The sequence below is a fragment of the Sutcliffiella horikoshii genome (genome assembly GCF_020524325.1).
Lineage (GTDB): Bacteria > Bacillota > Bacilli > Bacillales > Bacillaceae_I > Sutcliffiella_A > Sutcliffiella_A horikoshii_D.
This window is the reverse complement of sequence record NZ_JAIVKY010000008.1, coordinates 316,454-341,015: the sequence shown is the minus strand read 5'-3', so window position 1 is coordinate 341,015 and position 24,562 is coordinate 316,454. Positions and strand designations below refer to the sequence as shown.

Genomic DNA, 24,562 nt, shown 5'->3' with positions numbered 1-24,562 from the left:
TTAGATGAAAATTGCGAAGCTTTCTGTGTTACGTCCCATTGCGATGTCAATGGTGATCATACTTATGTTAATACTTGGCGCCGTCAGTATGCGCGGTATGCCGGTGGACTTGTTTCCAGAATTAACTTTTCCTATTGTAGCGGTAACCACAACCTATGAAGGGGCTGGCCCTGAAGAGATAGAAAACCTGATTTCTTCCCCACTAGAGGATGCAATGAGCACTTTGCCCAATGTGGAATCTGTTACCTCTATTTCAAGAACGGGAGGATCTCTTGTTCTCGTGTCTTTCACCTGGGGAACGAATATGGATTTTGCCTCCTTGGATATGAGAGAGCGGATTGATTCGGTTCGCGACTTCCTTCCTTCAGGCGCCAATCTTCCAAGGGTTCTCCGCTTCAATCCAAGTGACCTGCCAATTGTGCAACTTGCCATCACAGATCCCTCTGGAGAAATGACTAAGGCGAAGCAGTTGGCTGAACAAGATATTGAACCTCAATTAAGCAGTGTGGATGGAATTGCGTCCATTTCTGTGGAAGGCGGCGCGGAAAATGAAGTAAGAATAACGTTGGATCCAAACGCTCTTTCTTCATTCGATGTATCTATTGACCAATTACAGCAAATTATCGCTGCCGAAAACTTAAACCTTCCTGGCGGTTCTCTGACAGATCAAAATCAAAACTTACCAATACGTATTACCGGAGAATATGCCTCCATTTATGACATACAAACGCTTCCTATTCCTACTCCTAAAGGCGTCATTCAGCTCGATCAGCTCGGTGAAGTAAAAGAAACCCTACAGCCGACAACTCAGCTTAGCTACTTGAATGGAGAACCTGCAGTAGGAATGTCCATATTGAAGCAGTCAGGAAGCAATACGGTTACGGTTGCAAACAATATTGAGAAAAAGTTAGAAGAAATCAGAAAAAATTTACCTGAAGGCGTTGAAATAAAACCGATATTTGACCAAAGTCAATTTATTGAACAATCTATTCGCGCCGTAACCACCAACATGATTGCTGGTAGTTTATTGGCGGCCTTGGTACTGTTCTTCTTTTTACGAAACATTCGCAGTACACTTATCATTTTATTTTCTATCCCTGTTTCCATTGTAGCTACCTTCATTTTTATGTATTTTAGCGGTCAAACGTTAAACCTGCTGACATTAGGGGGGCTTGCGCTGGGAATTGGGATGATGGTCGATAACGCCATTGTCATTTTAGAAAATATTTATCGTTTACGACAAAAAGGTTATAGCATGAAAGATGCTGCAATTGAAGGAACAAGTGAAGTTGGTCCTGCCATCATTGCTTCCACTTTGACCACCGTCATCGTTTTCTTACCTATCGTATTTGTAGACGGTTTGGCTGCACAATTATTTAAACCATTAGCACTTGTCGTTTCGTTCTCATTGCTTGCCTCTTTGTTCACAGCATTAATCATTGTTCCGTTATTCTCTTCTCTTCTATTGAAAGTAAATACAAACACTTCTCGTTTCGAAGAGAGGTTTACCGGATTCACCAATTGGTACCGTTCTATTTTGGAAAAAGTGTTGAGGAATCCTAAAAAGACTGTCACCTCCATTGTCATATTGTTTCTGATTTCGTTAATTGGCATTCCTTTTATCGGAAAAGAGTTCTTGCCACAACAGGACCAAAGTTTCATTTCCATGACCGTACGTTTACCTGATGGAAGCTCGCTTGATGCTACATATGATGTGATGGAAGAGATAGATTCGAGGTTATCGGATATTAAGGAAATTGACCTGGCATTTGTGACAGTCGGTGGAACAGACAACTTCTCGGTTTCAGCCGGTACTCAGACAAACCGGGCAAACTACAGCATTCTTTTGACACCAGTTACAGAACGGAGCCGCTCCGACAAACTTGTTGGAGATGAGATCAGAGAAAAGCTTGAGAACATCCCTGGTGCGGACATCTCCCTTTCTTCCGGGGACTCTGGTTTTTCTCAAAATCCTGTATCCTTAAGCATTACAGGACCTGACTTGACCACGCTGAAATCAATGGCGGATGAGACAGTCGAACTTCTTTCTGAAATAGATGGTATCCGGGAACCTTCCTCTAACTATACAGAAGGAAATCCCGAGATTGTCGTAGATATTGATAGAGTTAAAGCAAGCCAGTTTGGAATAGGAAGTGCACAAATCGCTTCTGCCGTTTCAAATGCCACTAAAGGACTTGTCGCATCAAGAATGGCTCGTGACGGGGCTGAACTTGATATCCGGTTAACCATTGAAGATACGTATACCGCTTCTATTCAAGATTTGGAGAAATTGCTGATCAATACACCGACTGGTGAAAATATCCCTCTTCAAGCAGTCGCAACTGTTGAGAGAGGACAGGGACCAAGCCAGATCACCAGAACAGACAGAAACCGTGAAATTACGGTTAATGCCGATATTGTCAATCGCGATCTTGGCAGCGTCATTGACGACGTGGAACAAACATTGAAAGAAAACATCTACATTCCAAATAATCAATATAAAATAACGATTGGCGGACAGGATGAACAAATGAATGACGCCTTCTTCAAACTTGGAGGGGCCCTGGCGCTTGCCGTTGTGCTTGTCTACATGGTCATGGCTGGTCAATTTGAGTCTTATTTCTATCCATTTATTATTATGTTTAGCGTACCGCTGACGATTATCGGAATCATTACCGGCCTGCTCGTCACCGGGCAGCCACTAGGTGTTGGTTCCCTCGTCGGAATGCTAATACTAACCGGAATCGTCGTCAATAACGCCATCGTATTTGTCGACTATGTAAATATAATGAAGCGTGATGGCAAAACAACACGGGAAGCTATCCTTATAGCAGGACCAACCCGTCTAAGACCAATCTTCATGACCGCCCTTACTACTATACTTGGGTTGATTCCATTAACCCTGGGCTTTGGAGAAGGGATGGAAATTCAACAGCCAATGGCTATCGTAATCGTGTTTGGATTAAGTTTCGCAACAATTATTACCTTGATTTTAATTCCGGTTGTTTACTATCTATTTGATGAATTTAAAGAAAAAAGAAAGCTGAAGAAATTAGAAAAGCTGGATGCTTAAAAAATTGGCGGGAGGATGATTAACATGCTAAAAAAATGGGTTTTGGTTTTAACGCTGCTTGTATTGAGTTTTCTTATCTATCCTCCCGCTACTGCTGAATCCCCTGGTGAAATTACCTATATCGCCATTGGAGATTCATTAACCACAGGTCTTGGATCTTCTGAAGAAAACTATTTACGCATTCACGGATTCGTCCCGCAATTTACGAAGTATTTACGTGAGAAAAACAATGTGACGGTGGAGAACTATGGGATCCCCGGCCTTTCCTCCACAGGCTTATTGGCATTGTTAAATGCGGATGAGGCTTTGCAAAACCGTCTGAAAACGGCCGGAGTCATCTCAGTTTCTATCGGAGGCAATGACTTCTTACAGACTATCCGCTCTGTACCAGAAGGCGAAGATGAAACAGCACTTAATGTTAGGTTGGAAATTTTGAAGAGAACTTACCAAGAGACCTATAAGATGCTGCGTGAGCTGAATCCTGATGCTACTATCATTCTTTTAGGACTCTATAATCCCTACCCAGAAGGTCATGAACTGACAGAGCTTGGTGCAAAGTATGCCCCATTGTTTAATGGATTTATTGTGGAGTATGGAGAGGAATCCAACACATTGGTGATCGATCCGTATGAAGCGTTCGAGGGGAAAGCATTGGAGTGGACGCACATTTCAGAAGAAGATATTCACCCGAATGATAAGGGCTATTCCGAAATTGTCAGATTAATGAAGATTGCCTATCAGGAAAGTATAGAGTGATACAGAAATCCCCCGGAAGTAAAGCATGCAGCTTTTTATTTCCGGGGGATTTTCTTATTGATTATAATTTAGACAGGATATCCTCATTATCATCATCTTCATCATAGGTAAGTACTTTGTCTACTTTATCATAAGATTCACCATACAATTCTTTATCCTTATATGTATGAATTTGCTCGTATGTAGCTTTCATTCCCTCATAGATCGCTTCTTCCCCTGCATCCGTAGGTGACCAATAAAGGATCTCCATTGCATTCACTTCATTAGTTGCAAGAGAACGACGTCTGTACCCGATGGATGTAGCATGTTCAAACCCTTCTCTTTTGTAAAAGCGAAGTCGTTTTTCCGTATCAGTGTCATCGTAATCAACAGGCTCTACTTCTAAAATAATCGGCTTGCCTTTTTCCTTCATTTTATCTAACAACTTATGTCCAAGTCCCATTCCTCTAGCATCTTTTGAAACAAACAAGTAATCGATAAAAATGAAGTTATCAAGCTCCACATACATTAATACATGATGCTCCCCTTCATCCTTGTGGTAAATGTCCCCTCTTTCTTTTAAAAGAAGCTCCATATGCTCCCTCGATTTCATCTCTTCTACTGGAAAATATTGATTTAATTTCTCATACCAATTCATTCTGTAATAAACTCCCCTTTCGCTTTTTCTCTATGTACATTTTAAGTATAACAAACTTGAACAGACCTCACTGTTAATATACCCTCTTCCTTTTCTATTAAACATACCATACAATAGGAGTATGATTGTTTTTTGTATACGATTACATAAGACAAAGGGGATGTGTGGTTTTGATCGAATATTTCATTGATTTTACCATCGTAGCTTTATTGGTAATCGGAATCACCGCCGTTATGGGCGTACTGACAAACGGTATCGGAGAAAAGCTTTTTGGCGGAAAGAAAGGCACTGAAAGCTTTGATAAATCCGCGAGTATGCAGGCTGGATGGAAGAGTGTTGGAGGGAAAAAGAAATAACAGAAAAAAGCTGCCGAATTGGCAGCTTTTTTAATTAATCATTTAACGGCGTAAAATCTAGTCCTTCTGTATAGCTGTTACCAGCATTCCAAATCAAGTATTCATCTATTCCATTTTCATTTAAAGCACGGATCTGATCCTCTACTTCCTTGGCGCCATAAGGGATATAATTGCCTGCCCCAAGCCACGTTGCCGTGAAGTCCTGTATCCATGGTCTTGAAACTGGTCTATTCTCCAGTTCATCCAACTTGGCATTTTCGAGCTTTGAATACGCCTCAATCAGCTTATATGGCTCCGTATCAGGTTTTGCTATTCCGAAATAAGATGTCCAGTGACTTGGATAAATCATGGAAGAAATAACATCCACGTGTTCTGAAATGCGACTGAAGTTTTGACCAATTCCAGGTGCTTCTGGCAAGGTTGCTGTATAGCCAAAGATATCCACAGACACTTGAACATTGTAAGGCTCTAAGCGCTCACGAGCATAAGCCACGAAATCTGTTACCGCTTCCACTCGCTTTTGAACATTGTCCATATCTAAGTCTTTATATTCTCCGTACGTGTATTCAAGAGTTGTATCTCTCTTTTCAAATCCTTCCGGGAAACGCACATAATCAAACTGTATTTCTTGAAAGCCCATTTTAGCTGCTTCAATTGCAATATCAATATTATAATCCCACACTTCTTTTAAGAAAGGACTAACAAATGCCTCTTCACGACCGTTCACCCATACTTTACCGTTTTCCTGAAAAGATAGATCCGGGCGCTTATTAGCTAAGACAGTATCCTTGAAAACTACGATTCTACCGATTGGGTAAACTTCATTTTCCTCCAAGGTATTCATCATTTGTTTTGGGTCCTTGATATAAGGCTGCGCAATGTCCATGAATGGAGAGTCTTTCTCCTCCGGTATGTAAGTAAGGTAGCCATGATCATCTTTAATATCAATAACCATTGCGTTTAGATCTGTTTTTTTCAGTAAATCTAGTAAGCGAGGAAATCTTTCTCCACCCGCGGAGTGACCGGTTACATAGATACCTCTAACTGCATCTGGATAATTAAAGGTATAACCAGAGTCAAATGCAAACCTCGCAATCGATATTGGTAACTCGCGAGTTTGTAATTCCACCTTTTTTGTTGCATGTTGTGCAGCTTGGAGTACCTCTTCTCCTTCTGCTTGAACTAGCGTTCCACCTAATACGAAAATTCCGACTGCAGCCACCAGACCACCAATCATTTTTTTCATCATTTCATTTCAAAATCCCTTCTCTTATATGCTATCTCTATTATACTGGAAAATCGTTGTTTTTTTACCTTTTTCAACAATTTCCTTCAAAATAATTCGAGAGTACTAGAGTCGAGGGGTTGTTGGGGATATTGTGAGACTACATAGAGGCTCTCTGTTACCGTTTTTGGTTCAGTGGGGGAGTTTCGGGCGCAGAGAAGGGCTCTCTGTTACCGTTTTGGTTTTCGTGGAGCAGTTTCGGGCGCAGAGACAGCCTATCTCATACCGTTTTTACTTTTATGGAGGAATTTCGGGCGGAGATAAGGGTTCTATTAGACATTTCCTCTTCTCTTCCCGGAGCTTATAGAGACCTTATATTAGACATTTCCTTCCCTTCTGAAGGTCCTTCGGTCGTTTAGAATTGCCCGCCCTCCCTACTCAATCACAACACAAAAAAACCGACCCCCCACATTCGAGGATCGGTCCACAAAAACTTATTTACCTGCATACTCAGCTTGATACTTCTTAAACTCTGCTTCCGAACACAATACAAAGTGTCCTGGTCTTACTTCACGCAACTCTAACTCCTCGTCCTTGGCATAGCCGTGGGACGCTGGGTCGTAAGCAAAACGTTTACGGCTGCGCTCGGAGTCCGGATCCGGTTGAGGAATCGCGGACAATAAAGATTTGGTGTACGGATGGATTGGATTGTTATAAAGCTCGTCACTATCTGCAAGCTCAACAATCTTACCAAAATACATTACTCCGATACGGTCGGAAATGTATTTCACCATGGAAAGGTCATGGGCGATAAACAAATAAGTCAGCCCTTTTTCCTTTTGTAGCTTTTTCATCAGGTTGACAACCTGTGCCTGAATGGATACGTCCAATGCGGAAATTGGCTCATCGGCAATAATGAAGTCCGGTTCCACTGCAAGTGCACGGGCAATACCAATACGTTGACGCTGACCACCACTGAATTCGTGTGGATAGCGGTTGGCGTGTTCTTTATTTAAACCAACTGTCTCAAGTAATTCATGGACGCGAGCTAGACGCTCTTTCTTTGATTTTGCTAAACCGTGAATGTCGATTCCTTCTGCAATACAGTCGGCAACCGTCATACGAGGGTTTAAGGATGCAGATGGATCTTGGAAGATCATTTGCATCTTACGGTTGAATTTCAACAAATCTTTCTTGGACTTTTTACCGTGAACATTTTCACCCTCAAAAAGTACTTCTCCGTCAGTTGCATCATAAAGGCGGATGATGGTACGGCCTGTTGTAGACTTCCCACATCCGGACTCTCCAACAAGTCCAAGCGTTTCTCCGCGATAAATATCAAAATTCAAGCCGTCTACTGCTTTAACCATATTCGGCTTTCCTTCGTTAAAGTATTGTTTCAGATTGCGAATTTCCACTAATTTTTCATTAGTTGCCATTGTTTCCACCGTCCTTTACCAAAACAGGCTTTTCGAAGTTTTGTGGCATGTGACGACGACGCTTTTGAACAGCAAGTGGTGGTTCTACTGCTGGTGCATCTTCATGTAATAACCACGTTTTCGCAAAGTGCGTTTTGGAAATTTGGAACATTGGCGGCTCCATTTCCAAATCAATTTGCATAGCGAATTCGTTACGTGGAGCAAATGCATCTCCTTTTGGTGGATCAGACAAATCAGGTGGTGAACCAGGAATGGCATAAAGCTCATCCTCATCACCTAAGTCCAAATCAGGCATGGAGCTTAATAATCCCCATGTGTAAGGATGGCGCGGGTCGTAGAAAATTTCGTCTACTGTTCCCGTTTCAATGATCTGTCCACCATACATAACAGCTACTCGGTCTGCAACATTTGCTACCACACCAAGGTCATGTGTAATAAAAATAATGGATGTATCTATTTTCTTCTGTAAATCTTTCATCAAATCAAGAATCTGAGCTTGAATGGTAACGTCCAGTGCAGTTGTAGGTTCATCTGCAATTAACACTTTAGGGTTACATGCAAGTGAAATTGCAATAACAACCCTCTGTCTCATACCCCCAGAGAATTGATGAGGATATTGCTTAAAGCGTTCTTCTGGCATTGGAATCCCTACAAGACGAAGCAAGTCAATCGCTTTTTCTGCAGCGGCTCTTTTGCTCAGTTTCTGATGTTTAATGATTCCTTCCATAATCTGTTTTCCAACTGTCATCGTCGGATTTAGAGAAGTCATTGGATCTTGGAAAATCATTGCGATATCTTTACCGCGAATGCTCTGCATTTCTTTTTCAGATAGCTTTGCTAAGTCTTTTCCATTAAATAAGATTTCCCCGTTTTTAATGTTGGAGTTATGCTTAGGCAATAAACGCATCACGGTTTTTGTCGTTACGGATTTTCCGGACCCGGATTCTCCCACAATTGCCAACGTTTCACCTTTTTTTAAGTCAAAGTCCACACCACGGATAGCCTTAACTTCTCCTCCAAATGTATCAAAAGAAACATGTAAGTTTTTCACTTCAAGTATTTTTTCCATTGTCATTCACCTGCCTTTATAACTAGTCTTTCATTTTCGGATCTAATGCATCACGGAACCCATCCGCAACAAGGTTGAAGGCAATCATCAATAAACTGATGATAATTGCAGGGAATACCATGATGTGCGGAAAGATTTGCAATGATTTAAATCCATCGTCTATTAACGTACCAAGTGATGCCATAGGAGGCTTCAAGCCTAATCCAATAAAACTTAAGAATGCCTCGAAGAAAATAGCACTTGGAATCGTGAACATTGTATTAATGATGACTACTCCCACCACGTTCGGTAGTAAGTGTTTCGTTATGATTCGGTTATTGGTTGAACCGAGAGTTTTGGATGCGAGAACATATTCCTGGCTCTTGAGCTTAAGTACTTGCCCCCGGACAACCCTGGCCATTCCAACCCAACCGGTTATGGTTAAAGCTATGGTAATCGCTATAATCCCCGGTTCAAGAACGAGAATCATTAGAATAACGATAACTAAGTTTGGAATACCAACTAATACTTCGATGATACGTTGCATGATGTTATCTGTACGTCCACCGTAAAAGCCCGAAATACCACCATATGCTACACCAATTACCATATCGATAAATGCTGCTAATAAGGCAATGTATAGAGATATACGTGTACCTGTCCATACACGAGTCCATAAGTCACGTCCAAGACTGTCGGTACCGAACCAATAGTATTCCTCTATTCCACGTTGCTCGTAAACGTCTACTCCATTTCTTGTTCCATCCAAGATACCAAGGTTTTCAATGCCTGGAACTTTAGGTGGTAGATTCCCCTGTGTTACATCCTGGGTGTTGAAACCGTGATTGTTCATAAATGGTCCAAAGATTGCAAGGAAAGCTATGACGATTAAAATAACAGCTCCAGCTATAGCAGCTTTATTTTTCTTAATGCGCAACCAAGCAGTTTGCCAATAGGTCAAACTTGGTTTCGCTATTTTTTCACTTTTACTAGGGTCTTGCTCCGCCGGTTGGAATAATTCCTTTGGCAGTTTATCAAAATTGTTGTTATTCATTATTTCTTACCTCCTGCCAAGCGAATACGCGGGTCGATAATTCCATAAAGAATATCAACTACAAGAACGATGACAATGAATAAAGCCGCAAAGAACAATGTCGTTCCCATAATTACTGGATAGTCGTTTAGTGTAATGGAACGCACAAACTGTTCTCCAAGGCCTGGGATAGAGAAGATTTTCTCAATTACAAGTGTTCCTGTCATCAAACTTACAGCCAACGGTCCAAGAACCGTTACTACTGGAATTAATGCATTTCTTAGAGCATGCTTCACTGCGATATCAAAATTGGAAGCACCCTTTGCTCGCGCCAAAGTAATATAATCTGAACCTAATACTTCAATCATTTCTGTACGCATAAAACGTGCAGCGATAGCAATTGGGAACATTGCTAGTGCAATAGTTGGCAATACTGTAAACTCCCATCCTGACCAGAACGCAACTGGGAACCAGCCAAGTTTCACACCGATCCAATATTGTAATAATCCTGCAAATACAAAGGACGGAATTGATTTACCAAGTACGGCCATAATTGTGGAACCATAGTCCACCCATGTGTTTTGTCTTAAAGCGGCAATGACACCTAAGAAGATCCCAATAATTGTCCCGAAGAACATAGCTTGGAAACCAAGTTGAGCTGATGGACCGATACGCTGCATGATCAAACTGGTAACACTTCTGTTATCGTATTGAAATGATATACCAAGGTCTCCTTGAACTAGGCTTCCTAGATATTTTAAATATTGAACAGGCACTGGATCATCAAGACCATATTTTGCATTTAAAATTGCTTTTTGTGCTTCTGACAGTTTGTCTTGCATCGTAAATGGGGAACCTGGCATCATCTTCATTAAGAAGAAGGTAAATGAGGCAATTAAGAATAAGGTGATAAACATATATAAGATACGTTGCAACAAATATTTTGTCATTGAGGCACCTCCTAGAAAAATAATACGTCGAATTGTTTATAATTTTCCCTATAATTCGACAATTTCCTTACAGGGAAAAAGAGAGTATATATTTCAAATATACTCTCTTTCTCTCTATTTTAAAAGAATTATTTTTATATCAGTATAATATTATTTACCGCTAATGTAAGCCCATTTGTAGCTGAAGTCAGGACCAAAGTTGTGACGGTAAACGTTTTGTACGTATGGTTTCCACAATCTTGTCGTACCGCGTTGGTAGATTGGAGCAATCGCAGCGTCTTCTTCAAGAAGAATTCTTTCTGCTTCTTGCATCGCTTCAAAACGTTTTACTGGATCGTTTGCATACGTAGTCATTACGTCGTTCAACAACTTATCGTACTGTTCGTTGGAGTAACCCATCTTGTTGTTTCCACCATCTGTAATCCAAAGATTAGAGAAAGAGATCGCATCAAGATAGTCAGGACCCCATCCAGCTAGTTGCATGTCATAATCCATAGCTGCATCTAGGTCTAGACGTTGAGCAAATGGTACTTCTTTCAACTTGATTGTTAAACCAGGAAGATTTTCTTGCAATTGATTTTGAAGATATTCTTGCATAGTTTTTGCTGTTTCAGTGTCTCCACCAAGGATTTCAATTGTAATAGCGTCTGTTCCTAATTCTTCTAGACCCTTTTCCCAATGCTCTTTAGCTTTTTCTGCATCAAATGCATTAATGTCGCCATTCTTTTCACGGAAGTCTTCTCCCGTTTCTGGGTGTTGAACAAATTCAACTGGTACAGAATAGTTTGCTGGAATAGAACCGTTGTTTAATACATAATCAGCCATGTCTTGCTTATTGAAGCCCATAGAAATTGCTTTACGGATGTTAACATTCGCTAAAGCTTCGTTCTTTGTTTGGTTAAATTTAAACCAGAAAATAGTTGGCTCAAGATAAGAAATCAAGTCTGGATCTTCTTTGTATTGAGTTACAAAGTCAGATGTTAAACCAGGAGAAATATCAATTTGTTGTGCAGTGTATAAGTTAACACCAGTAGAAACCTCTTTTACAACTTTAACATTAACTTCATCAAGTTTTACAGTTTCAGCATCCCAATAGTCAGCATTTTTCTTCATTGTCCAGCCTACTTCATGCTCCCAGCTATCTAAAGTAAATGGACCGTTGTAGATAAGAGTGTCGGCTTCTAATGCATATTTGTCACCTTGTTCTTCCAAGAACTTTTGGTTTTGTGGGAAGAACGTTGGGAATGTCATTAAAGATTCGAAATAAGCAACTGGTTGCTCAAGTGTTACCTCAAGAGTATAATCATCAAGTGCTTTTACCCCAAGCTCTTCAAGTGGTAATTCACCTGCAGAAACTTGTGTAGCATTTTTAATTTTTCCATTCATCATATAAGGACCATACTCAGATCCAGTGTTCGGGTCTACAGCACGCTGCCAAGCGTAAACGAAATCGTTTGCTGTTACCGGTTCGCCATTGGACCAAACGGAATCTTCACGTAAAGTGAAAGTATAAGTAAGACCGTCTTCGGATACTTCATGACTTTTCGCAACACCTTCTACTACTTCATCATTTTCTCCAAGTCTGTAAAGACCTTCAAAAACGTTGTTCATTACGTTGAATGCTACTGCATCGGTACCTTGAACTGAATCCATTGTAGGAATCTCTGCAGAATCAACCACGTTAAGTACCTGTGGACCTGTTGGTTCTCCTTCACCTGCTGGTGGAGTATCCCCTTGTCCTCCATTGTTTTGCGCTGAGTTTCCGCCGCCACATGCAGCTAAGAAAGCACTAAGTACAAGTGTAAGCGCTAAAAGAAGTAAATATTTTGACTTTTTCATTTACTTAACCCCCCAAGAAAATTGTGTCGAAAATTGTTGTGTTTCGAGGTAACGATTTTTATTATACAAGTTTTCTAAACATTGTGCATTCATAAATTTAACGTCAATTTTACAAAATACTGATATTTCAAGCATAATCATTACAAAGATAGTTCTAAAGACCTATAAACTTTCCGTCGTAAACTTTCCTTATATTGCAAAATCGTTACAAATATTACATCAATTCGTCTTTTTGTTTTCACAAGTAATTCCTTTTATAGTTTCTTTAAATTTGTCTTATTCTATTCATTTCATTACAATACAATTTAGATGACTAACATTAAACTTCTTAGTAGGAGGAAGCATGAATATTTCCTTTAAATCTTCACTCATTTTTTTCTTAGTTTTACTTTTAACAACAGTCGGAACAAGTTGGATATATTATGGAGAAATTAATTTGCTGACCTTCATTAATACATCCTTTACCATTTCAAGTTTTTTTATTTTTATTTCTTTATTCACACTAGTGATCCAAAAAGGTTTTTTTGACGGGATTACATATAGTTTTAGAAGAATTTTTGCATCTTCACAGCCTGATAAAGAGTTAGAACAGGATATTAGAAATGAAATGAGACCGCCATCGGAACTTTTACAACCAGTTTCCATACAACATATATTTGCAGCTTCCTTGTTGTTGTTCCTTTGTATGTTTATTTCGTTATTTATGTATTACAATAGTTGATATTTTCCATTGAAATGGTTATAATTAGAGAATATTTATTTAATAAAAGCAATGATGAAGATTAGTACTAAACAGCTTAGTTTTTAGAGAGTTTGTGGTCGGTGGGAACAAACAGCTAACGTTTAGGAATGGACTTCTGAGCTTCACGGCTGAACAAAATAGTAGGCTGTGACGTATCCTTACGTTACAAGGTTAAGTGATTTCTACATTTTTTGTGTGAAATAATAAGGGTGGTACCACGGTCCATTCGTCCCTTTTTCAGGGATGAATGGGCTTTTTTGTGTATTCATCAAATGTAATTTCATACTATTTCAGGTCCCACCTGGTAGTTTGGCGTGCAAGGTGTGAGACTCCTGAGGGAGATAGCGGTAGATTGAGACCCCGCAACGAAGTGAGGAGGCTCAAGCACCGCCCCTAGGAAAGCGAACACCTGGAACGGAAAACTACCAGGAGGTCATCAAAGCACAAAATAATAAAAGAGGAGAATAAAAAATGAAAACAATTTTCTCAGGAATTCAACCGAGTGGGAATGTGACGCTTGGTAACTACATTGGAGCAATGAAGCAGTTTGTAGAACTACAAAACGATTACAACAGTTATTTTTGTATCGTAGACCAACACGCAATAACAGTTCAGCAGGATCCGCAAGAACTTCGCAAAAACATACGAAAGCTTGCTGCTCTTTATCTTGCGATCGGACTTGACCCAGAAAAAGCTACACTTTTCATTCAATCAGAAGTACCTGCACACGCTCAACTTGGCTGGATGATGCAATGCGTTGCGTATATCGGAGAATTGGAAAGAATGACGCAATTTAAAGATAAATCTACAGGAAAAGAAGCCGTAACTGCGGGATTGCTTACCTATCCACCATTGATGGCTGCTGATATTCTTCTATACAACACAGACGTTGTTCCTGTTGGTGAAGATCAAAAACAACATCTCGAATTGACAAGAGATCTTGCAGAACGTTTTAATAAAAAGTACCGAGATATATTGACTGTTCCAGAAGTCAAAATCGCAAAAGTCGGCGCGAGAATTATGTCTTTAACAGAACCTACAAAGAAAATGAGTAAATCTGATCCAAACCTAAAATCCTTTATCTCCTTATTGGATACACCAAAACAACTGGAGAAAAAAATTAAAAGTGCAGTAACAGATTCTGAAGGAATTGTTCGTTACGACAAAGAAAACAAACCTGGAGTTTCCAATCTTCTTTCTATCTATTCCATCTTGGCCAATAAAACGATTGAAGAATTGGAAGTTGAATACGAAGGAAAAGGATACGGGGACTTCAAAGGCGATCTAGCCCATGTAGTAGTGGAGGCCCTTGAACCTATCCAAACGAAGTATAATGAACTTATTGATTCTGACAAACTTGATGCCATCCTTGATGAGGGTGCCGAACGAGCAAACCGCGTAGCAATGAAGACACTTAAAAAAATTGAAAACGCAATGGGCTTAGGCCGTAAACGTCGTTAATCACGAAAAAAGCTGTCAGAACAAATCTCTGACAGCTTTTTTCTTTCCTCGGAAATATTCGACACTTAATTAACTTTAGGGTGCTGCTCCAATTCCCACAACTTCTCAAAAAACGGTTGACCTTTTACCAAATGCTCACAAAAAGTCTGATGTTTTTCAGACCACCCTTCTCTTGTTTCCTCAAGTAACTGTGACCAAACTTCCTCAAAACTCATCGACTGAATTTCCCGATAATGAATAGGGTTCCATTCTGTATACCAATATCTAATTTCAGCAACATTACAAGTTGACTTTAATTGATCCAAAGCCATGAAAAGAAGTTGCTTCAACTGTCTTTCTTTTCTAGTCAAACCGTTCATGATTTCTGGTGATGGGGATAAAATATGATAATCTTTTTGCGATTTGCTAGTTGGCGAGAAAGAATACTTTTCATAATCATGGTTTTCCACCATATCATATACTAACTGTTCTTGCCTTGGAATTAGTCTACTTTTGCGGATTGGAATATTGTAACCAATCGTATCTACAGCTAATATTCCTTTTCCATCTGTAACAACAAAGCAGTAGTCCAGTTGAATTCTTTCATGGTTTTTGCGAATATAGCTTTTTTGAAAAATATCTTCCAGTAAAGATGAAGGCAGCTCTTGAAGGTCGTTTTCAATATAGTGAAACAAAACAGATTCTACTTTCAATAGTGGAACTTGGTCCAATAATTCTACACTATCGTCCTTCCTCCACTCATGAAAATGACAAACATTATAACCGTTTTCTTCTCCTTCAAACCAATTTACCCATACGTCATGAAGATACAACATATCATACCCCTCACTTCACATCTACTCTTTTATTTATCCAACAGTATGAACAGTGAAGTGCATAATTATTCCAAAATACCCAATAAATTTTCATAAGTCTATTCTTTGTCTCGAAAAGACGGATTTGGGTTGCCAGATAAATAGATGCTGATGGTAACAAGAATCAAACCGATAGGTAATAGATAGCATTCAGGCCTTGTAAACAGAAAAAATATAAATTCCATCATACTTAATCCTGTTGCGAAAAGATTCAAGTAGGCAATTGTACTAATTCCTCCAGCAACAGAGCTGCCAAATCCAGTGACAAAAAGTATTCCCCTGACCATTAGCCATCTCTCACAGAATATTTCCTATTTATGAGCATATTAATGTCTCCTTGTCCAATCTATCTAATATTATTATCATTTTATGATATGACAATAAAATAATGACAAGTTACGTTAAAAATAGGCAAAAAGAAAAGCCGAGATTGGCTCTCAGCTTTTCTAGTCAAGTGTCTTTGGATCAAGTGCATCACGTAATCCATCTCCAACAAAGTTGAAGCTTAACACTGTTATTAAAATCATTAATCCAGGGAATAGCGGATACCACCAGTGTTTTAACATGATAGTAAAGTTTTGCGCATCTTGCAGCATGTTCCCCCAACTTGGTGTCGGTGGTTGAATCCCTAAACCTAAGTAACTTAATGCGGATTCTGCCAAGATAACTCCCCCTACACCTAATGTTGCAGATACGATGATTGGACCCATCGCATTTGGAAGGATATGAGAGAAGATGATTGTATGGCTTCTTGTTCCAATTGTTTTAGAAGCAAGAACGAATTCACGTGTACGAAGGGATAAGAACTCTCCACGCACAAGACGTGCTGTAAATGTCCATCCAGTCAAAGCGAAAATTAAGATTAGCTTGTCCACACCTGGTTGGAAGATTGTAACTAATGTGATTAGCAAGAAAATAGTTGGAATGGAAATGATAACGTCTACGATACGCATTAGAACGGCATCAATTTTCCCGCCGAAATAACCGGCAACCGCACCAATAACTGTTCCAATTGTAATGGACCCTGCTACTGACGCAAATCCAACTAGAAGTGATACTCTTGCACCAAACAAGATACGCGCAAATACATCACGACCATATCTGTCCGTCCCAAGCCAATGTTCTCCACCTGGAGTTTGCAATTTGTTCAATAAGCTCTGCTTCTGAGGTTCAAACTGAGCAATAAGTGGTGCAAGTATTGCTAAAGAAATGATGATGAAAAGTAAAACAGCTCCAATGACAGCTAATTTATTTTTCATGAATTTACTAATCGTAATTTTCAATAAAGTATCTGGTTTTTTCTTAATATTGGGGTTTAACGATTGGTTAGTTGGTTGAGTTGATGGTTGAGTTTGCATCGATGTTCCCCCTTCTAGTACTCAATTCTCGGGTCAAAAATTGCATATAGAATATCGGCAACCAAGTTTCCGATAACTACAAAGACCGCTGAGATCACTGTTAGTGCCATGATTACTGGATAGTCCCGCTGGAATGCGGAGTCAAAGAACAACAATCCAATACCAGGCCAAGCAAAAATCTTTTCAACAATAACCGATCCCCCAATGAAACCGGGTAGCATTAAACCAAAGATTGTAATTACAGGAATTAACCCGTTACGTAAACCGTGTTTATATGTTACTTTATTTTCCTTTAAACCTTTTGCTCTAGCTGTACGCATATAATCTTGCTTTAACACTTCAAGCATACTAGAACGTGTGTATCTGGTTAGACCAGCCATATCGGCAGTTGCTAGAACGAATGCTGGCAATATTAAGTGCTGTATTCTATCAATGATACTGAATTCAGCATTCAAGGTAGCTACCCCACCAGTTGGAAGCCATTGTAATTGGACAGCGAAAACCATGATAAGTACTAACCCAATCCAGAAGTTAGGTGTTGCAAGTCCTAGGAAGGACGTAACTGTAACCGTATAATCAGTTAAACTGTATTGCTTTCTAGCGGAGATAACTCCAAAAGGAATTGCCACAATTACTGCTAGTATAGTAGAAACTATCATTAACAATAAAGTATTCGGTAGACGATTCATAATCATTTCACTAACCGGAACTCCACGACGAATTAGTGATTCACCGAAATCGCCTTGCGCCATATTTGTTACCCATTTGAAATACTGTTCATGAATAGGATCATTTAGCCCATAGCGCTCTTCAAATTTCTTCATATCTTCTTTACTAATATTCGGATCCATCATTAAAGAGGTAGGACCACCTGGTGCCATTTGGATAATGGCAAAGGATAATACTGTAATACCGAATAATAGGGGAATCGCCATTAAAGAACGGCGGATGATATATGAGATCATAGCTGATTCTCCTTTTCTGTCTTTACTTTAGGAAGGTAGAAGTAAACGTGTTTTTTATTTTAATACTGTACATTTTGCGACGTTGTACAGTAAAGTGGTCAAATTTAAAGAAATACAAGTTTGATTGATTCAAACTGTATATTTCCGTTCCGTGGAAATAGCATCAAAGTAGTTCATTTCATTAAAAAAGAAGGAAGGGAAATTCCCCTCCCTCTCTTTCTACCTTTTACGGAGGTTAAATTAGTTCTCAGTGTTCGGGTTTAACCACCACTCGTTGATTTTGTAGAATTCATCTCTTGCATGGAATTCTGTGCCTTCTAGATTAGTAGGCATTGCATGGTGTGCATTTGGATAGTACAAGAAAGTATATGGTTGCTCTTCAGCAATGATTCTGTTGATTTCTTGGATCTTAGCTGCACGCTCGTCGCGATCCATTGTTAGGTTAGCTTCATCCATTAGCTTATCAGCTTCTGGGTTAGACCATCCAACGAAGTTCAAACCTTCTTCGATTTCTTTAGAGTGGAAGATTCCACTTGGATCTGGATCTGTAGATAATGCCCATCCAAGGATGATAGCATCGAAGTTCCATTTTGGAGGGTCGATGTCAGCCAAGAATGCAGACCATTCCATGATATCTGGAGTAACTTTGATTCCAAGCTCAGCGAACTGCTCTTGAACTACTACAGCGATATCTTCACGAACTTTGTTACCTTGGTTCGTTTTTAAAGTGAACTCAAATTTCTGACCGTCTTTTTCAAGAGTTCCGTCAGCACCTGGAGTCCATCCAGCTTCTTCAAGCATTGCTTTTGCTTTTTCTACATCATACTCAAAGCGAGGTACATCTTCGTCATAAGCCCAGCTAAGTGGAGACTCAGGAACGTCAGCAACTTCACCGTCACCATTCATTACAGACTCAACGATTAGTTCACGATCAAGAGCGTGTGTTAAAGCTTGACGTACTTTTTTATCTTCGAATAATGGGTTACGTAGGTTATATCCTAGGTAAGTGTAAGATAATGCTAAACCAGATTCTACTTTTAATTGACCATTAGCTTCCCACTCTTTAACTGTTGCAATGTCAGACGCAGGAACTGTGTAGTAATGAATATCACCAGCAGCTAATGCAGTCATTAATGCATCTGCATCAGGAATAATACGGTAAGTTAAAGAATCTAAGTATGGACGACCATTCCAGTAGTCATCATTTGCTACAACCTTAACAAATTGTCCATCTTCCCAAGTTTCGAATTTGAATGGACCTGCTCCGATTGGGTTTTTCGTGTTGAACTCAGTGTACTCACCAAGCTCAGCAACTGGAACTTCACCTAAAATGTGCTCAGGAAGGATAGGGTAACCTAATGCGATGTGGATTGTTGGATCTACAGCGTTAAGAGTTACTTTTACAGTTAAGTCGTCCACTTTTTCAACTGATTCGATTTTCTCGAAGTAACCTGCACGAGGACCATCATAGTCTTCGTTTAAAGGAATGCTAAGAGTGAAGACAACGTCATCAGCAGTTAAAGCTTCACCATCGTGGAACTTGATGCCGTCTTTAATTTTTAGTGTGTGAACTAGGTCGTCTTCAGAAACATCCCAGCTTTCAGCCATGTTCAATTGAGTTTCAAAAGAAGTGTCGCTTGTTAATAATCCGTCAAAAATGAAACCTTCGATTGCAGAACTTGCAGTATCTGCAGAGTAAAGCGGGTTGAACATTGTCGGGCTACCAGTAGAACCGATAACTAGGTCTCCACCTTGTACGGGTTCATTCGTAGCTTCTTCTTCTTCTTCAGCTGGCTCTTCGTTGTTTTCCCCAGCCGGTGCATTGTTTGTGTTGTTAGTATTTGTACCTGCATTGTTCGATCCGCTACAAGCAGCAAGGAACAAGGACAGAACTAACGTTAAAACGATAAGTAGTAATGATTTTTGTTTCACGTTTACTCCCCCTAAATGTTTTTTAATGTTCTGAAAATGAAAGGTAAAGAAAGTTAACTGTTTGATTATCTCCCCCTTTCAAAGGGTATATATTTTATGTACTTGCCACCTATTCGTATAGGTGACAAGCAACAAAATGATCTGGTTTAACCTCTTTGAATTGAGGAACAATCTGCTTACAAACGTCCATTGCTGCTGGGCAACGTGTATGGAATACACAACCAGTTGGCGGGTTAGCCGGACTTGGCAATTCACCCTTTAGAACGATACGCTCTCTTTTCACCTGCCCTTTACGGCGAGTGGAAGGTACAGCAGATAATAACGCTTGAGTATAAGGATGAAGTGGTTCACTATATAAATCTTCTTTACTAGCTAGTTCCATCATCCGCCCTAAATACATTACGCCGACCCTGTCACTAATATGACGAACTACACTTAAATCATGTGAGATGAAGATGTAAGAGAGTCCCATTTCTTTCTGAAGATCTTGCATAAGGTTGATGATTTGGGCTTGTATTGATACGTCCAGTGCAGATACTGCTTCATCTGCAATAATCAATTCTGGATTTAACGCAAGTGCTCTGGCGATCCCAATACGTTGACGTTGCCCACCGGAAAACTCATGCGGGTAACGGTTGATAAAACTTGGATCCAATCCTACTTTAGCAAGTAACTCTTGCACTTTTTCTTCTCGCTCTTTTTTGGTGAACAAGTTATGCGTGTTATATGGTTCTTTAAGGATTGATCTTAATGTCTTTCTCGGGTTAAGCGTTGCGAATGGGTCTTGGAATACCATTTGAATGTCTTTACGAACTGTTTTTCTAAGTTCGCTTTCACTCATGGTCGCAATATCTCTTCCCTTGAATATGATGTTTCCTTCTGTAGGTTCATATAGTCGGATGATGGTTCTCCCAGTTGTGGATTTTCCACATCCAGATTCACCAACAAGTCCTAATGTTTCGCCTTTTTTAATGTAAAAGTTTAGGTCATCAACCGCTTTTACATCCCCTACATGCCTTTGTAATAAGCCTGCTTTAATTGGGAAATATTTTTTTAACCCTCTAACCTCAAGGATATTATCAGAACTTGTTTCCGTTAAAATCTTTTCTGATTTAATCTCGGTTGCAGTCATTATTTCGCCTCCTCGCCTTCATATAAGAAGCATCGAACGGATCGATTCCCGCTTCGCTGAAGAAGTTCAGGAACTTCGCTGTAACAACGATCGAATGCTTTTGGACAGCGCGGGGCAAAACGACAGCCCTGTGGTAAATTGGTTGGTGGCGGTACGTTACCTTCGATAGATTGAAGGCGAGAAATATCTCCTTCAATATCAGGAATGGACCCCATCAAACCATTTGTATATGGGTGCAAAGGCTCTTCGAACAAATCGTCAACTGAAGCCTCTTCTACCACTTGACCACAATACATAACTACAACTCTATCAGCAACTTCTGATACAACCCCTAAGTCATGAGTTATTAACAAGATGGAAGTGTCAAATTTATGGCTAAGGTCTTTCATTAAATCTAGTATTTGAGCTTGAATGGTAACATCCAGCGCTGTCGTTGGCTCATCCGCAATTAATAATTTCGGATTACAGCTCATCGCCATCGCGATCATTACCCTTTGTCTCATACCACCTGAAAGACGGTGCGGATAGTCATTGACAATTTCAGCTGCTCTTGAAAATCCTACAACTTCTAGCATTTCAATCGCTTTTTTCATTGCTGCTGTTTTTGACATTTTTTGATGAAGAATTAATACTTCGGTAATTTGCTCACCGATTGTTAGTACCGGATTCAATGATGTCATCGGTTCCTGAAAAATCATTGAGATGTCATTTCCACGAACTTTACATAATTGGTTTTCTGTCAGTTTCACAAGATCCTGTCCGTCGAATAGAATTTCTCCATCAACAATTTTCCCTCCAGGGCTAGGAACAAGACCCATAATAGATAGGGAAGTAATAGATTTACCAGATCCTGATTCTCCAACGAGTGCTACAGTTTCTCCTTTTTTAATGGAGATATCTACACCATCTACAGCTGGAATAGCTTGCTTTTTTCTAAAAAAGTGAGTTTTTAGGTTTCTCACTTCCAATAAAGCTGACATTTAGCCTTCACCATCCTTTTTTCTTTCGATGCATGGTCTGTACGATGTCTAAATATGTAATATATAGAACTTAGAAAAATTTAACTAATTCTTAATCTTAATATTACAAATTTACAAAACTACTAGCTATTAATCTATTAAAAGATTGCCATTATAGATTTTCCATGCCGTTTATTACGAAATCTTCAGTCTATTTACATGAAATTAACTGTAAAAACTAAATTATCGGAAAATAATTATCGTCTGTTTGTATATTATTACAATTCCGTTACAAGTTCAAGCTTATTTTAAAAATTAACTAAAAATTTTTTTAATTAAAACTTGTAGCAATCTTCTACAAAAACTGATTATATACAAAAAAAAACAAAAAAACTAGCCTTTTTTGCTAGATTTTTTGTTTTTTGTTATTTTTCTCCTATTCCTTAAAGAATTATTCAAATGATAGCTTTGTTATCTCTGAAAGGCTTTTTGACATTAACGCTCGGTAGGTAATTTTCTCCTCTCTTAATATTTTTTGAATAAGGTAATATCCCACACAATAACCAAGCATTTTGGGATAAAATCCTTTGCCATACAATAGTTTCATATGATCCTTCTCGCTCTTTTTCACATCTTTATTGGGGATTATATATTTGTTTAAGAAGGTTTCAAGTTCTTTATTCGTGTAGTAAGAAGTCCAGCTGGAGGTAAATTCCTTTCCAACTAAGCTTTTCACTGCACTTTCTGCCAGCCCTTCAATTAGTACAGAATCTAAAAGCGTATATTGATCATCTTTTCTGTTGTTTTTAGCGAGGACACAAATATGGTTATATTCATGAGTCAACAATGCCTTCATTTCATTCACTTCTATATCCTCCGGTAGAAATAAAAACAGTTTATCTTTGAATGCTACCCCCGCTTTTCCTTTGAAATCCCTTTTCATTTGATTATTATATTTGTCAGAAGGAAAGATGAAAATCGGGATATCTGGTCCATTCCAAAGTTTCTTTAACCTTTTCCATTCTGCTAATACAATATTCCAGCAATCCAAAGTCTTCAGTTTTTCAACAGTTCCTTTTCCATCCCTTACAGGTCGGTACATTCCGTGCATAATCAGGTAATCGTAAAGTTCCGCTGCAGTTACGTCCTCAAAGTACTTCAGCAATTTCTTGGAAATGTTCAATGGCTGGTGATAGTCCTCTTCCAACCATCTATCCGTATGAATAATACTCATGTTCTACAGCCCTTTTCTTTGCTTTTTGATGTCATTGTATGATGAAGAGGGGGGATTGGTGAGATGATAAGAAGGTGAGCGATGAAGACACTTTCAGCCAATTTCATTGCTCGGAACTGTCTTCATACCTTTTATGAAGACACTTTGAACCTGATTTTTCACACCAAAATGTCTTCATGCGACTAATGAAGACACTTTCAGCCAGTTTTCCCGCTCGAAATCGTCTTCATAATCCAGATATACCTAAAACCACAAAAAAAGCAGCAGAAAGTTTATATCACTTCCTACTGCTTTTCGTTTATTCGTATTTTTTAAACACTATCGTTGCATTGTGTCCGCCAAAGCCGAGTGAGTTGCTCATTGCAGCTTTGACTTCTTTGTGCCTTGCTTCGTTCGGTACATAATCAAGGTCACATTCTGGATCTGGTGTATCCAGATTGATTGTTGGCGGTATTACGGCGTTTTCTATTGCCTTGATTGTGAAAATCGCTTCTACTCCACCTGCTGCTCCAAGCAAGTGTCCTGTCATGGACTTTGTAGAGCTTATTGCTACATCGCTTGCATGTGCCCCAAGTACTTCTTTAATTGCTAGGGTTTCAAACTTGTCATTATATTCCGTGCTGGTTCCATGTGCATTAATATAATCAATATCGTTTGGTTGAAGTCCGGCATCTTCAATAGCCATTCTCATCGCACGGACACCGCCTTCTCCGCCTGGTGCTGGTGCAGTGATATGATGGGCATCACCAGTCGCGCCGTATCCAACAATCTCAGCATAAATGCGAGCACCGCGTGCCAAAGCATGTTCTAGCTCTTCCAATACGATAATCCCTGCTCCTTCACCCATGACAAAGCCGTCACGGTTTGCATCAAATGGTCGGCTCGCCGTTTTCGGGTCTGGATTCATGGATAAAGCTTTTGCTGAACTGAATCCTGCAAAGGACATTTCTGTCAATGGAGCCTCTGTTCCTCCTGAAATCATAACATCCGCATCACCGCGTTGGATGACTTTAAATGCATCTCCAATGGAATTTGTACCTGTAGCACAGGCTGTAACCGTACAAGAGTTCACTCCTTTGGCTCCAAGTGCAATACTAATTTGACCTGTAGCCATATCTGGAATCATCATCGGGACGAAAAATGGGCTTACACGACGTGCTCCCTTTTCCAAGAACGTTTTATATTGTTGTTCAAAGGTTTCCATTCCACCAATACCGGAACCTACCCAAACACCAACTCTAGGAGCTATTTCATCTGTAATGTCCAAATTGGCATCCTTTACAGCCATGAAAGAAGCTGCGATAGCGTATTGAGTGAAGCGATCCATTCTTCTCGCTTCTTTTTTATCCATAAAGTCTTCCGCGTTGAAATTAGTAATCTCAGCAGCGACTTTTGCCGGAAACTTTTCACTATCCACCCTTGTCAATGGACCTACTCCTGAAACTCCCTTGATGGCATTTTCCCACGCTTCACTTACATTTAATCCAATTGGAGTCACCGCTCCAAGGCCAGTTACTACTACTCTTTTTTTAGGCATTTGCATGATTGTCCTGCTCCTTCCACTGCTGT

The 24,562-nt window shown here is 39.6% G+C and carries 21 protein-coding genes and 1 other annotated feature; of the genes, 5 read left to right on the top strand and 16 right to left on the bottom strand.

Annotated elements, in window-relative coordinates; all coding sequences use genetic code 11:
- The first annotated feature begins 4 nt into the window (after positions 1–4).
- Entirely contained in the window at positions 5–3,073 is a 3,069-nt protein-coding gene (locus LC091_RS14340; RefSeq protein WP_226682696.1) for an efflux RND transporter permease subunit, read from the top strand.
- Between the two features lie 24 nt (positions 3,074–3,097).
- Positions 3,098–3,829, top strand: a complete 732-nt coding sequence (locus LC091_RS14335; RefSeq protein ID WP_226682695.1) for a GDSL-type esterase/lipase family protein — start codon at positions 3,098–3,100, stop codon at positions 3,827–3,829.
- A 61-nt stretch (positions 3,830–3,890) separates the two neighbouring features.
- On the opposite strand, the gene LC091_RS14330 is transcribed toward LC091_RS14335, so the two are convergent.
- The gene (locus LC091_RS14330; protein WP_226682694.1) at positions 3,891–4,466 is read right to left on the bottom strand and encodes a GNAT family N-acetyltransferase; all 576 of its coding nucleotides are present in this window, start codon (positions 4,464–4,466) and stop codon (positions 3,891–3,893) included.
- Between the two features lie 170 nt (positions 4,467–4,636).
- Here LC091_RS14330 and LC091_RS14325 point away from each other — a divergent pair, with 170 nt between their 5' ends.
- A complete protein-coding gene (locus tag LC091_RS14325; protein WP_226682693.1) occupies positions 4,637–4,822 on the top strand; it encodes a hypothetical protein in 186 nt (61 codons plus the stop codon).
- Between the two features lie 34 nt (positions 4,823–4,856).
- On the opposite strand, the gene LC091_RS14320 is transcribed toward LC091_RS14325, so the two are convergent.
- From LC091_RS14320 to LC091_RS14295, 6 genes are all read right to left on the bottom strand, one after another.
- Positions 4,857–6,071 (bottom strand): putative glycoside hydrolase, encoded by a 1,215-nt coding sequence (locus tag LC091_RS14320; protein ID WP_226682692.1) that lies wholly within the window; start codon positions 6,069–6,071, stop codon positions 4,857–4,859.
- Positions 6,072–6,541: 470 nt separating this feature from the next.
- Positions 6,542–7,486: an ABC transporter ATP-binding protein gene (locus tag LC091_RS14315; RefSeq protein WP_226682691.1), complete on the bottom strand. Its 945-nt coding sequence runs from the start codon at positions 7,484–7,486 to the stop codon at positions 6,542–6,544.
- Positions 7,476–8,555 carry an ABC transporter ATP-binding protein gene (locus LC091_RS14310; protein WP_319003673.1) on the bottom strand — a complete coding sequence of 360 codons (1,080 nt, stop codon included), beginning with the start codon at positions 8,553–8,555 and terminating at the stop codon, positions 7,476–7,478. Before LC091_RS14310 ends, LC091_RS14315 begins: the two co-directional genes overlap by 11 nt.
- Positions 8,556–8,577: 22 nt before the next feature.
- A complete protein-coding gene (gene opp3C / locus LC091_RS14305; RefSeq protein WP_226682689.1) occupies positions 8,578–9,588 on the bottom strand; it encodes an oligopeptide ABC transporter permease in 1,011 nt (336 codons plus the stop codon).
- Positions 9,588–10,517, bottom strand: a complete 930-nt coding sequence (opp3b, locus tag LC091_RS14300) for an oligopeptide ABC transporter permease (RefSeq protein WP_226682688.1) — start codon at positions 10,515–10,517, stop codon at positions 9,588–9,590. The genes opp3C and opp3b overlap by 1 nt, the downstream gene beginning before the upstream one ends.
- A 150-nt stretch (positions 10,518–10,667) precedes the next feature.
- A complete protein-coding gene (locus tag LC091_RS14295; RefSeq protein ID WP_226682687.1) occupies positions 10,668–12,356 on the bottom strand; it encodes a peptide ABC transporter substrate-binding protein in 1,689 nt (562 codons plus the stop codon).
- Between the two features lie 343 nt (positions 12,357–12,699).
- Between LC091_RS14295 and LC091_RS20570 the strand changes: the two genes are divergently transcribed.
- Positions 12,700–13,077 carry a DUF3899 domain-containing protein gene (locus LC091_RS20570; RefSeq protein ID WP_226682686.1) on the top strand — a complete coding sequence of 126 codons (378 nt, stop codon included), beginning with the start codon at positions 12,700–12,702 and terminating at the stop codon, positions 13,075–13,077.
- Positions 13,078–13,119: 42 nt separating this feature from the next.
- Positions 13,120–13,335: a binding site (T-box leader), on the top strand.
- A 234-nt stretch (positions 13,336–13,569) separates the two neighbouring features.
- Positions 13,570–14,559: a tryptophan--tRNA ligase gene (trpS, locus tag LC091_RS14285; protein ID WP_226682685.1), complete on the top strand. Its 990-nt coding sequence runs from the start codon at positions 13,570–13,572 to the stop codon at positions 14,557–14,559.
- 65 nt (positions 14,560–14,624) lie between these two features.
- Here trpS and LC091_RS14280 read toward each other — a convergent pair whose 3' ends face one another.
- The 9 genes from LC091_RS14280 to fabF form a co-directional block, all read right to left on the bottom strand.
- Complete coding sequence (locus LC091_RS14280; RefSeq protein WP_226682684.1) at positions 14,625–15,374, bottom strand: YjbA family protein; 750 nt, start codon at positions 15,372–15,374, stop codon at positions 14,625–14,627.
- Between the two features lie 98 nt (positions 15,375–15,472).
- Positions 15,473–15,700 carry a hypothetical protein gene (locus LC091_RS14275; RefSeq protein WP_226682683.1) on the bottom strand — a complete coding sequence of 76 codons (228 nt, stop codon included), beginning with the start codon at positions 15,698–15,700 and terminating at the stop codon, positions 15,473–15,475.
- A 159-nt stretch (positions 15,701–15,859) separates the two neighbouring features.
- Positions 15,860–16,771: an oligopeptide ABC transporter permease gene (gene opp4C / locus LC091_RS14270; protein ID WP_226682682.1), complete on the bottom strand. Its 912-nt coding sequence runs from the start codon at positions 16,769–16,771 to the stop codon at positions 15,860–15,862.
- A gap of 14 nt (positions 16,772–16,785) precedes the next feature.
- Positions 16,786–17,736, bottom strand: a complete 951-nt coding sequence (locus LC091_RS14265) for an ABC transporter permease (protein ID WP_226682681.1) — start codon at positions 17,734–17,736, stop codon at positions 16,786–16,788.
- A 240-nt stretch (positions 17,737–17,976) separates the two neighbouring features.
- Complete coding sequence (locus tag LC091_RS14260) at positions 17,977–19,668, bottom strand: peptide-binding protein (RefSeq protein ID WP_226682680.1); 1,692 nt, start codon at positions 19,666–19,668, stop codon at positions 17,977–17,979.
- 109 nt (positions 19,669–19,777) lie between these two features.
- On the bottom strand, positions 19,778–20,800 hold the full coding sequence (locus LC091_RS14255) for an ABC transporter ATP-binding protein (protein WP_226682679.1): 1,023 nt from the start codon (positions 20,798–20,800) through the stop codon (positions 19,778–19,780).
- Complete coding sequence (locus tag LC091_RS14250; protein ID WP_226682678.1) at positions 20,800–21,780, bottom strand: ABC transporter ATP-binding protein; 981 nt, start codon at positions 21,778–21,780, stop codon at positions 20,800–20,802. The genes LC091_RS14255 and LC091_RS14250 overlap by 1 nt, the downstream gene beginning before the upstream one ends.
- Positions 21,781–22,210: 430 nt before the next feature.
- A complete protein-coding gene (locus tag LC091_RS14245) occupies positions 22,211–22,993 on the bottom strand; it encodes a DUF2268 domain-containing protein (protein WP_226682677.1) in 783 nt (260 codons plus the stop codon).
- A gap of 298 nt (positions 22,994–23,291) precedes the next feature.
- Complete coding sequence (gene fabF, locus LC091_RS14240) at positions 23,292–24,530, bottom strand: beta-ketoacyl-ACP synthase II (RefSeq protein ID WP_226682761.1); 1,239 nt, start codon at positions 24,528–24,530, stop codon at positions 23,292–23,294.
- Positions 24,531–24,562 lie beyond the last annotated feature (32 nt).

What these genes read in the sequence shown, in the direction of transcription:
- LC091_RS14340 (WP_226682696.1), top strand. Translation starts at nt 5, where the DNA reads ATGAAAATTGCGAAGCTTTCTGTGTTACGTCCCATTGCGATGTCAATG.
- LC091_RS14335 (WP_226682695.1), top strand. Translation starts at nt 3,098, where the DNA reads ATGCTAAAAAAATGGGTTTTGGTTTTAACGCTGCTTGTATTGAGTTTT.
- LC091_RS14330 (WP_226682694.1), bottom strand. Translation starts at nt 4,466, where the DNA reads ATGAATTGGTATGAGAAATTAAATCAATATTTTCCAGTAGAAGAGATG.
- LC091_RS14320 (WP_226682692.1), bottom strand. Translation starts at nt 6,071, where the DNA reads ATGATGAAAAAAATGATTGGTGGTCTGGTGGCTGCAGTCGGAATTTTC.
- LC091_RS14315 (WP_226682691.1), bottom strand. Translation starts at nt 7,486, where the DNA reads ATGGCAACTAATGAAAAATTAGTGGAAATTCGCAATCTGAAACAATAC.
- LC091_RS14310 (WP_319003673.1), bottom strand. Translation starts at nt 8,555, where the DNA reads ATGGAAAAAATACTTGAAGTGAAAAACTTACATGTTTCTTTTGATACA.
- opp3C (WP_226682689.1), bottom strand. Translation starts at nt 9,588, where the DNA reads ATGAATAACAACAATTTTGATAAACTGCCAAAGGAATTATTCCAACCG.
- opp3b (WP_226682688.1), bottom strand. Translation starts at nt 10,517, where the DNA reads ATGACAAAATATTTGTTGCAACGTATCTTATATATGTTTATCACCTTA.
- LC091_RS14295 (WP_226682687.1), bottom strand. Translation starts at nt 12,356, where the DNA reads ATGAAAAAGTCAAAATATTTACTTCTTTTAGCGCTTACACTTGTACTT.
- LC091_RS20570 (WP_226682686.1), top strand. Translation starts at nt 12,700, where the DNA reads ATGAATATTTCCTTTAAATCTTCACTCATTTTTTTCTTAGTTTTACTT.
- trpS (WP_226682685.1), top strand. Translation starts at nt 13,570, where the DNA reads ATGAAAACAATTTTCTCAGGAATTCAACCGAGTGGGAATGTGACGCTT.
- LC091_RS14280 (WP_226682684.1), bottom strand. Translation starts at nt 15,374, where the DNA reads ATGTTGTATCTTCATGACGTATGGGTAAATTGGTTTGAAGGAGAAGAA.
- LC091_RS14275 (WP_226682683.1), bottom strand. Translation starts at nt 15,700, where the DNA reads ATGGTCAGGGGAATACTTTTTGTCACTGGATTTGGCAGCTCTGTTGCT.
- opp4C (WP_226682682.1), bottom strand. Translation starts at nt 16,771, where the DNA reads ATGCAAACTCAACCATCAACTCAACCAACTAACCAATCGTTAAACCCC.
- LC091_RS14265 (WP_226682681.1), bottom strand. Translation starts at nt 17,736, where the DNA reads ATGATCTCATATATCATCCGCCGTTCTTTAATGGCGATTCCCCTATTA.
- LC091_RS14255 (WP_226682679.1), bottom strand. Translation starts at nt 20,800, where the DNA reads ATGACTGCAACCGAGATTAAATCAGAAAAGATTTTAACGGAAACAAGT.
- LC091_RS14250 (WP_226682678.1), bottom strand. Translation starts at nt 21,780, where the DNA reads ATGTCAGCTTTATTGGAAGTGAGAAACCTAAAAACTCACTTTTTTAGA.
- LC091_RS14245 (WP_226682677.1), bottom strand. Translation starts at nt 22,993, where the DNA reads ATGAGTATTATTCATACGGATAGATGGTTGGAAGAGGACTATCACCAG.
- fabF (WP_226682761.1), bottom strand. Translation starts at nt 24,530, where the DNA reads ATGCCTAAAAAAAGAGTAGTAGTAACTGGCCTTGGAGCGGTGACTCCA.